This is a genomic window from Spirillospora sp. NPDC000708, assembly GCF_040299565.1.
Taxonomy (GTDB): Bacteria; Actinomycetota; Actinomycetes; order Streptosporangiales; family Streptosporangiaceae; genus Spirillospora.
Genome location: NZ_JBEPCJ010000058.1, coordinates 60,654 through 69,658 on the forward strand (window position 1 = coordinate 60,654; position 9,005 = coordinate 69,658).

The 9,005-nt window shown below is 74.3% G+C and carries 8 protein-coding genes and 1 pseudogene; 3 read left to right on the forward strand and 6 right to left on the reverse strand.

The features are described from left to right. Positions 1 to 161 precede the first annotated feature (161 nt). Together ABT299_RS33340 and ABT299_RS33345 are read right to left on the reverse strand one after the other, a co-directional pair. Positions 162 to 1,448, reverse strand: coding sequence for a hypothetical protein (locus ABT299_RS33340; protein ID WP_500253165.1), 1,287 nt, complete (start codon positions 1,446 to 1,448; stop codon positions 162 to 164). 401 nt (positions 1,449 to 1,849) lie between these two features. Further along, the gene (locus ABT299_RS33345; protein ID WP_190856434.1) at positions 1,850 to 2,179 is read right to left on the reverse strand and encodes a DUF3099 domain-containing protein; all 330 of its coding nucleotides are present in this window, start codon (positions 2,177 to 2,179) and stop codon (positions 1,850 to 1,852) included. A 67-nt stretch (positions 2,180 to 2,246) separates the two neighbouring features. Here ABT299_RS33345 and ABT299_RS33350 point away from each other — a divergent pair, with 67 nt between their 5' ends. After that, positions 2,247 to 2,459, forward strand: a complete 213-nt coding sequence (locus ABT299_RS33350) for a dodecin (protein ID WP_190856435.1) — start codon at positions 2,247 to 2,249, stop codon at positions 2,457 to 2,459. Between the two features lie 81 nt (positions 2,460 to 2,540). Here the strand turns inward: ABT299_RS33350 and ABT299_RS33355 are convergent, their stop codons facing one another. Both ABT299_RS33355 and ABT299_RS33360 read right to left on the reverse strand, forming a co-directional pair. Further along, positions 2,541 to 3,917, reverse strand: a complete 1,377-nt coding sequence (locus ABT299_RS33355) for a metallopeptidase TldD-related protein (RefSeq protein WP_387019262.1) — start codon at positions 3,915 to 3,917, stop codon at positions 2,541 to 2,543. A 5-nt stretch (positions 3,918 to 3,922) separates the two neighbouring features. Further along, entirely contained in the window at positions 3,923 to 5,422 is a 1,500-nt protein-coding gene (locus ABT299_RS33360; RefSeq protein WP_190856436.1) for a metallopeptidase TldD-related protein, read from the reverse strand. Between the two features lie 240 nt (positions 5,423 to 5,662). Here ABT299_RS33360 and ABT299_RS33365 point away from each other — a divergent pair, with 240 nt between their 5' ends. After that, positions 5,663 to 6,367, forward strand: a complete 705-nt coding sequence (locus ABT299_RS33365) for a beta-ketoacyl-ACP reductase (RefSeq protein ID WP_173093449.1) — start codon at positions 5,663 to 5,665, stop codon at positions 6,365 to 6,367. A gap of 4 nt (positions 6,368 to 6,371) precedes the next feature. Further along, positions 6,372 to 7,160, forward strand: a complete 789-nt coding sequence (gene fabI / locus ABT299_RS33370) for an enoyl-ACP reductase FabI (protein WP_500253166.1) — start codon at positions 6,372 to 6,374, stop codon at positions 7,158 to 7,160. 117 nt (positions 7,161 to 7,277) lie between these two features. On the opposite strand, the gene ABT299_RS33375 is transcribed toward fabI, so the two are convergent. Continuing rightward, positions 7,278 to 7,925: a hypothetical protein gene (locus ABT299_RS33375; RefSeq protein WP_500253167.1), complete on the reverse strand. Its 648-nt coding sequence runs from the start codon at positions 7,923 to 7,925 to the stop codon at positions 7,278 to 7,280. Between the two features lie 145 nt (positions 7,926 to 8,070). Further along, positions 8,071 to 9,005: pseudogene (locus ABT299_RS33380) on the reverse strand (helix-hairpin-helix domain-containing protein); the annotation flags it as partial.

Here is a 9,005-nt window from a genome sequence, read left to right on the forward strand (position 1 = left end):
CCGTGTCATGACTCGCCTCCTCGCGGAGCATGAGACAGATGGACGATGTGTCTCAGTCGGTCGGGTGTGATGTTCGTCTCGCCGGGCGGCCCCGTCAAGGGTTTCGCCGGTACCGGACTGGATGCGGGAGGAGGAGGCGCCGGGAACGGCCCGCGGCGGCCTCACGACGGCACGGGGACCTCGGCGAGCAGCGCGCCGAGCCCGGCCGCGCGGGCGGGCGCCACGTCGCCGGGGGCCCGCCCGGCCAGCGCCGAGCGCAGCCCCGCGATCCGCCGCCCGAGGTCGACGGGCGCGCCGCCGTCCACCTCGTCCAGCAGCGTGGTGACCAGGGTCGCCAGCTCGGTGCCGAACCGCGGCCGGACCTCGCCCGTCGCCATGCCGACGTCGATCGAGCGCCGCATCCGCCCGAGCGCGCTCACCGCCGCCGCGCGGACCGTCCGCTCGGGGACGGCCGGGGAGGCCGCCGCGCCGGGCGTCCGGATGGCCGGCGGACGGCTCGCCGGGTCCTCCATCGACCCGAGGGGCGGCCGGGAGGCCGGCCGGCTCGGCAGCGGTACCGCCACGTCCGCGGGGGCGTCCCGCAGCGACGAGAGGATCATCAGCAGCGGCAGGAGGGCCAGCGCCAGCACCGCCGCGCAGGCGCCGCCGACGACCGCCGCACGGCGGCCCCGCGGCCGCCCCCGCCGCCCGGCTTCGGCGGAGAGAACGCGGGTCCGGACCGCCGCGGGCGCCTCGGCGCTCTCCGCCTGCGCCGCGAGGACGCGCGCCGCGTCGGCCGCCGAAGGACGGCCCGCTCCGGCGTCCAGGTCCCGGCAGCGCGCCACGAGCCCGGCGACACCGTCCGGCAGGCCGGTCGCGGCGCCTTCCGGGTCGCCCGTCAGGCACTCGGCGATGATCCGGCCGAGCGCCCTCACATCGTCGTCCGCGCCGTCGCCCGCCTCGGGCGCGCCTTCACCGGCCCGGACGAGCACGCCCGCCGGGCCGAGGCCGAGCAGCCTGACCCCGTCCGCGGTGAGGAACACCTGGGAGGACGTCAGGGCCCCGTGCACCGCCCCGCAGGCGTGGGCGGCGGCCAGTGCCCCCGCGACCCGCGCGCAGACGTCCACGGCCTCCTGGGCCGCCGGAAGGCCCTGCGCCAGGCGGGCGGCGAGGGTCTCGCCGCTCAGGAACTCCGCCACGACGTACATCAGCGCGCCGCCGTCCGCCGCCTCGGCCTCGCCGTAGTCGTAGGTGGTGACCGCGCAAAGGTGGGCCGGGGACGCGGCGGCCCGCGTCGCGTCCCTGATCCGCTCACGCAGCGACCCCTCCGAGGACGTCACCGCGAGGACCGTGACGGCGACGCGCCGCTCCAGCAGAACATCGCGCCCGCACCACACCTGCGTCCGGCCGTGGCGGGCGAGGCGCCGCTCCAAGCGGTACCGGCCGTCCAGCAGAAAACCCGGGTCCACGGGACCTCCCCTCTGGCGCGGGGATGGCGTTCACCCACGGTGCAGTACGCACCGCAACCCGGTTCGGATCGGCCGCCGGACGATCCGCACGGATCAGAAGGGAAAAAGTTCGGACCGGCCGGGTTACGGCTCGTGGCCGGAGCAGGCCAGCGCGAGGACTTGCGCTTTCGCGGAGATGTGCTGGGGCCGCCGGCCCGGGTCAAGCCGGGGCATCGGGGCGGTGGCGCGACGGCCATGAGACATGAAAAGCGGCGCCGGGTGGATACGGGGGCAACCCACCCGGCGCCGCATCATCGGTGTTCCGACGGGGGCCCGGAACACCGGCACGGGCGCTCCGACGGGGGACCAGAGCGCCGGTACAAATCGTACACCGAAACCCCCCGCGGTTAGTCAAGAGAATGTCACGACCGAATTTCCGGTCGCTGTCCGGAAACCCGCTTCTGTTCGGGGTCCTCGCGGTCGTCGAAGTGGGCGGACGGCGTCGGCTCGCGGCCGCCGTTCGCGAAGATCACCGCGACGTACGGCAGGAACAGCGCACCGACCACCAGGAGCGCCGCCAGCCACACCGGAGCCCCGGCCACCACGCTGACGACCGCCCCGACGAAGCAGACCGTCCGGACCCCCATCGACCACAGGTAGCGCCGCTGCCGGTGGCCGATGTCCTCGGACATGGGACGGGGAGCGTCGGTGACCGTGTAGACCTCCGGTCCCCGATGGTGATTGACCTTCACCATTCCACGGTAAGCCCATGGAGTCCGATAGGCGACAGCAGGACGGTCAAGACATGGGAGACATGACATGACGGACCGTACGTACCGCGTCACGGAGATCGTGGGCACCTCGCCGGAGTCCGTGGAGACCGCCGTCCGCAACGGCATCAGGCGCGCCTCGCAGACCCTGCGCCACCTCGACTGGTTCGAGGTCAAGGAGGTGCGCGGCCAGATCGAGGACGGTGACGTGGCCCACTACCAGGTCACCCTCAAGGTCGGCTTCCGCCTGGAAGACACCTGATCCCCCCGCGAACCGGCAAAGCCGCCGCACGGCGGCTTCGGGTGTGTGGGGGCGCCCCCGCCGGGGGGCACCCCCACACACCTAACTCGCCTGGGAGACCGTCGACATGTTGAAGTCGGCGACCCGTAGCGCCGGCATCGCGGCGCGCGTGAAGTAGTCCGACCATTCGCGGGGCAGGGTCGGGACGGTCCCGCCGACTTCGGCGAGGCGTGCCAGCAGGTCGACGGGGCTCTCGTTGAACCGGAAGTTGTTCACGGCCCCGACGACCTCGCCGTTCTCGACGAGGTAGACGCCGTCGCGGGTGAGGCCGGTCAGCAGGAGGCTCTGCGGGTCCACTTCGCGGATGTACCACAGGCAGGTCAGCAGCAGCCCCCGCTCGGTGCGGGCGATCATCTCCTCCAGGGACGCGCCGCCGCCGGGGCCGGCCATCGACAGGTTGTCGATCGACGGGGTGAGCGGCAGGCCGGTGCGTTCGGCGGAGTGCCGGGTCTGCGCGAGCGAGGTGAGCGTGCCGTCGGCGATCCAGTCGGTGGCGCCGAGGGCGAGGCCGTTGTCGAACACGGACGCCTCGCGGCTGGAGGCGTGCGCGACGACGAACGGCGCGCATTCCAGGCCGGGCGCGGCGGGGTCGCTGGACAGGGTGACGGGCAGGCTGGCGAGCTTCTCGCCGACGCGGGTGCCGCCGCCGGGGGCGCTGAACACGGTGCGGCCGTCGGCGGCGTCCTGGGCGCCGGCCGACCAGTACAGGTAGATCATCAGGTCGGCGACCGCGGACGGCGGCAGGATCGTCTCGTAGCGTCCGGCGGGCAGGTCGACGCGCCGGGAGCCCCATTCCAGCCGGCGGGCGAGGCCGGCGGCGAGGTCGGGGACGTCGACGTCGGCGAAGTCGCGGGTGCCGACCCCGGCCCAGGCGGAGCCGCCCGCGCCCTTGGCGTTCAGTTCGAGCAGCCCGGTCGGCTGGTCGTGGCGCAGCCGCAGCCCGGCGGAGCTGCCGAGGAACGTGGAGGTCTGGACGTGGTTGGCGAACCCGTACAGCCGGTTCCCGGCGGACTCGGCGGCGGCGAACGCCTCGCCGAGCGCGGGCGCGACGCCTTCGAAGACGCCGATGCCGGTCTCGGCGGGCGGGTCGTCCCAGCCGGTGGCGGCGGGCCCGTCGGCGACGAGCGGCGCGGCGTCCTCGGCGGCCTCGTTCCCGGCGGCGTCGGCCTCGGCGGCGCGGACCAGGTCCTCGACGCCGTCGGCGCCGACGGCGGACCGCGAGACGACGCCGGCGGCGACGCCGTCGCCGGTGCGGCGCAGCGCGATCACGGTGAGCCGGGTGGAGCGGGTGACGCCGTTGGTGGTGAGGGTGTTGCCCGCCCAGCGCAGGTTCGCGGTGGTGGACTCCTCGGCGATGGCGATGCAGTCGTCGGCGCGGGACAGGGCGAGCGCCCGCTCCACGGCCTCCTGCGGCCTGATCGTGCTCACTGGCCGGCCTCCTGCAGGGTGTTGAGGATGTTGACGCCGCGGAACAGCGCGGACGGGCAGCCGTGGCTGACCGGCGCGACCTGCCCCGGCTGGCCCTTGCCGCAGTTGAACGCGCCGCCGAGCACGTAGGTCTGCGGGCCGCCGACGGCCTCCATCGAGTTCCAGAAGTCGGTGGTGGTGGCCTGGTAGGCGACGTCGCGGAGCTGGCCGGCGAGCCGTCCGTTCTCGATCCGGTAGAACCGCTGCCCGGTGAACTGGAAGTTGTACCGCTGCATGTCGATCGACCAGCTCTTGTCGCCGACGATGTAGATGCCGCGCTCGACGCCGGAGATCAGCTCGTCGGTGGACGGCCCGCCGGGGGCCGGGGCGAGCGACACGTTCGCCATCCGCTGGATCGGCATGCTGGACGCCGCGTCGGCGAACGCGCAGCCGTTGGAGCGCTCCGCGCCGGTGAGGCGGGCGATGCGCCGGTCGGTCTGGTAGCCGGTGAACAGGCCGCCGGACACGATGTCGAACGACTGGGTCTCGACGCCCTCGTCGTCGTAGCCGATGGTGGCCAGCCCGTGCTCGGTCGTGCGGTCGCCGGTGATGTTCATGACCTTGGAGCCGTACTGCAGGCCGCCGAGCTTGTCGGGAGTGGCGAACGAGGTGCCGGCGTAGGCGGCCTCGTAGCCGAGCGCGCGGTCCAGCTCGGTGGCGTGCCCGATCGACTCGTGGATGGTCAGCCACAGGTTGGACGGGTCGACGACGATGTCGTAGGCGCCGGCCTCGACGCTGGGCGCGGCGAGCTTCTCGGCGAGCAGCTCGGGGATGCGGGCGAGTTCCCCGTCCCAGTCCCAGTGGGCGCCGGTCAGCCACTCCCACCCGTACCCGGCGGGCGGCGCGAGGGTCCGCATCGTGTCGAAGACGCCGTCGGCGATGCCGACGGCGTTCACGACCGGGTGCAGCCGGACGCGCTGCTGGGTGGTGACGGTGCCGGCGAGGTCGGCGAAGAACTTGTTCTCCTTGACCTGCAGCAGGGTCGCGTCGACGTGGTCGACGCGGTCGTCGGCGAGCAGGCCGCGGCTCCAGTCCGCCAGCAGCGCGACCTTCTCGGCGGTCGGCACGTCGAACGGGTCGGTCTCGTAGGAGGACACCCAGGTGCGCTCGCCGTGCGCGGGTTCGGGCGCCAGCTCGATGGGCTCGCGGTTGACGGCGCGGGCGACGGCCGCGACCTCGACGGCCTGCTCGGCGACCCGGGCGGCGCCGGCCGCGGTCAGGTCGATGCCGGCGGCGAAGCCCCAGGTGCCGTCCTTGACGACGCGGACCGACAGGCCCACGTCGTCGGCGTCGAGCGCGGTCTCCAGGGCGGCGTCGTGCAGCCGGAGGGTCTGGCTGCGGATGCGTTCGAGGCGGAAGTCGGCGTGCTCGGCGCCGAGTTCCCGGGCCCGGGCGAGGGCCGCGTCGGCCAGCGCGCGCAGCGGCAGCGCGGTGAAGGCGGGATCGATGTCATGCACCTTTCGCAACCTACCCCCGGGGACCCTCCCGCCTCACCTGCGCGGCCGGGCGAACAAAGCGGGGGTGCGGATCTTGTCGGTAAGGCACATCCTGTTCCCCTGCGGGGGCCGCTAGGGTCGTGCGATGTCGTCGCAGGACGGCGACTCCGGAAGCGACCGCCCCGCCGCGGGCGGTCCAGCGCGCACCGAGAGCCGCGCACCGGAGGACGGACCAATGAGACAGCCTACGAGAGGGTCGTGATGAGTCGCTCTGTCCTCGTGACCGGGGGGAACCGGGGCATCGGCCTGGCCATCGCCCGCGAGCTGGCCGCGGCGGGCGACGCCGTCGCCGTCACCTACCGGTCGGGCGAGCCCCCGGAGGGGCTGTTCGGCGTGCGGTGCGACGTGACCAGCGCCGAGGACGTCGACGCGGCCTTCGCGAAGGTCGAGGCGGAGCAGGGCAAGGTCGAGGTGCTCGTCGCCAACGCCGGCATCACCAAGGACACGCTGCTGGCGGTGATGAGCGAGGAGTCGTTCACCTCGGTGCTCGACACGAACCTGACCGGCGCGTTCCGGGTCGCCAAGCGCGGCGTGAAGGGCATGATGCGGGCGCGCACGGGCCGCATCGTGCTGGTGTCGTCGGTCGTCGGGCTGCTCGGCTCGCCGGGGCAGGCGAACTACGCCGCGTCCAAGGCGGGCCTGGTGGGGTTCGCGCGGTCGCTGGCGCGCGAGCTCGGCTCGCGCAACATCACGGTGAACGTGGTCGCGCCCGGGTTCGTCGACACCGACATGACCGCGGTGCTGACCGAGGACCAGCAGAAGGGGATCACCGCGGCGATCCCGCTGGGCCGGATCGCGCGGCCGGAGGAGGTCGCCAAGGCGGTGCGGTTCGTGGCGAGCGAGGACGCCGCCTACATCACCGGGGCCGTGATCCCGGTGGACGGCGGCCTGGGAATGGGGCACTGAGGTCATGGGAATCCTCGAAGGCAAGCGCATCCTGGTCACCGGCGTCCTCACCGACGCCTCGATCGGCTTCCACGTCGCGCGGGTCGCGCAGGAGCAGGGCGCCGAGGTGGTGCTGACCGCCTACCCGCGTCCGACCCTCACCGCGCGGACCGCGAAGCGGCTGCCGTCCGGCCCGGAGAACCCGCCGCCGGTCATCGAGCTCGACGTGATGAACACCGAGCAGCTGGACGCCCTCGAGGGCAACCTGCGCGCGCACGGGTTCGACCACCTCGACGGCGTCATGCACGCGATCGGCTTCGCGCCGCAGACCGCGCTCGGCGGCAACTTCCTGGAGACGCCCTGGGAGGACGTGGCGACCGCGGTGCACGCGTCCACGTACTCGCTGAAGTCGCTGACGATGGCGTGCCTGCCGCTGATGAAGGACGGCGGCTCGGTCGTCGGCCTCGACTTCGACGCCACCAAGTCGTGGCCGGTGTACGACTGGATGGGCGTGGCGAAGGCCGGCCTGGAGTCGTGCGCCCGCTACCTGGCGAAGTACCTCGGCCCGCAGGGCATCCGCGTCAACCTCGTCGCGGCGGGCCCGCTGGCCACGATGGCGGCCAAGAGCATCCCCGGCTTCGAGGGGATGACGGAGCTGTGGCCGAAGGCGGCGCCGCTCGGCTGGGACATCAAGGACAGCGAGCCGACCGCGCGGGCCTGCGTCGCGCTGCTGTCGGACTGGTTCCCCGCCACGAGCGGCGAGATCGTCCACGTCGACGGCGGCCTGCACTCCATCGGCGCGCCGGACGTGTAAGCCCGTCTGACGAGCCGAAGGCCCCTTCCCGTTTCGGGGAGGGGCCTTCGCCGTTAGTCGGCCGGTGCCGGCGTCCCGTGCCTGATGCGTCCCGCCGAGGCGGCCGGGTGCCCGCGGTCAGCTGCGGCGGGCCGCGGCGGACCGGCGGAGGGAGCGGCCCGCGACGCTGATGTTGAGGGCGGCCACGGCGCCCGCCACGCCCGCGGCGGCGGCGACCCACAGCATCTGGTCGCTCTCGTGCTCGGTGGACGCGACGGGCGAGATGAGGCGCGTCTGCGGCATGGTCGCGGAGCCCGGGGCGGCGCGGTAGGCGTTCGGGTCGGCCGCGATCTCCGGGGTGGGCAGGACGCCCGGCAGCCCGGCGGCGGGCAGGGGCGCCTTGTCGTCGTAGGGCTTGAGGCCCTCGCCGCCGGTCATGGGGGCGGGCCCGCCCCCCGCCGCGCCTCCGCCGCCCGACGGCGCGGAGCCGGTCCCGCCGGACCGCGCGGGCGCCTTGGTCTTCTTCGGCGCCTTCGGGACGGCGGGCTTCTTCGTCTGCTCGGTGGGCGTCGGCTTCGGCGTGGGCGTCGGCGTGGGCGTCGGGGTCAGCGCCTTGCGCAGGTTGCCGAGGTTGCACTTCCAGTTCTCGATGGTGCTGGCCGGGTCGGTGCCCTTCTTGCAGGTGTCCGCCGCCGCCTCGCTCGCGGGCGCGGCCAGTACCAGGACCAGGGCGCCCGCCGAGACCGCGGCCGAAGCCGTACCGAGCCGCCTGAGCCGCTGGGGCATGTCGCTCCTCCGCCTACCGGTGATGCTGTTGTTGACATCTGGTCCAACGAAAGAAGGACACAGAGGTCACGGTCAAAAACGCGCGCCAATTGGTCAGATCGTGCCCCATGCGCGCCCAACCGTAAACCGCGACACGGCGGTTTCTTTACCGCATCACCAGCCGCGCCAGGCGCGTCCGCCGCTCGCGCGCCCCGGCCTCCTTGACGGCCCTGGCCAGAGCCGGTCCGGCCGCCTGCACCACCGACAGGTGGCGGCGCGCGAGCCCGAACGCGGTGGCCACCAGCGGCCGCGACAGCCCGTCCGGGACCAGCACCGCGACGACCGCCGGACGGCGCGTCCCGCGCGCTTGCGCGACCGGCACCGCCCACCCGTGCCGCAACCGCGCCGCGTCCGCGGGCGCCACCGTCACCGCGCCGCCGGGGAACTCCACGTCCAGCCCGTGCGGCCCGCCTCCGGTCACCACGCCCGTCTCGCCGACGGCGGCCTGCGCGAGCGGCGCCGCGACGACCACCCGGTCGCCGGGGTCCATCCCGCCGAACGCGCCGGGACCGGGGTTCAGCCGCGCCTTCAGCGCCGCGTTCAGCGCGGCGGTGCCCGCCTCGCCGCCCGCGGCGGCCGCGACGACCTGGACGTCCTCCACCGGGATGCCGAGCGCCCGGGGGATCGAGTCGGTGACGAGCTGGACGGCCCGGTGCACGGCCTCGGCCGGGTCGCCGGCGGGCACGATCACCACCTCGCGGCCGGGCGCGTCCACGGCCGCCAGCTCGCCGCCGCGCACCGCCTCGGTGAGCGTCGCGACGGGATCGGCGGGCGGCGCGGCGTCCAGCACGACGACCGGGACGGTCTCGGACGCCTCCAGGTCGTCCAGCGGGCGGCCGGGACCGGCGGGCGGCGGCGAGCCCGGCTCCGCGCACAGCACGAGGTGGGCGCCGTCCGGGCACGCCTCGACCAGCACCGCGCACAGCTCGACGTCGAGCGCCGCCGCGTCCGTCACCACGACGAGGTCCAGCTCGAACGGCCGCTGCTCGCCGCGCCCGTAGACGACGGCGCCGGGCGCCGCCGCGGCGCCGTCCTGCGGCT

Excerpts from the sequence above, each read along its gene's own strand:
- ABT299_RS33365 (WP_173093449.1), top strand. The coding sequence starts at position 5,663 with ATGAGTCGCTCTGTCCTCGTGACCGGGGGGAACCGGGGCATCGGCCTG.
- fabI (WP_500253166.1), top strand. The coding sequence starts at position 6,372 with ATGGGAATCCTCGAAGGCAAGCGCATCCTGGTCACCGGCGTCCTCACC.
- ABT299_RS33375 (WP_500253167.1), bottom strand. The coding sequence starts at position 7,925 with ATGCCCCAGCGGCTCAGGCGGCTCGGTACGGCTTCGGCCGCGGTCTCG.
- ABT299_RS33350 (WP_190856435.1), top strand. The coding sequence starts at position 2,247 with ATGACGGACCGTACGTACCGCGTCACGGAGATCGTGGGCACCTCGCCG.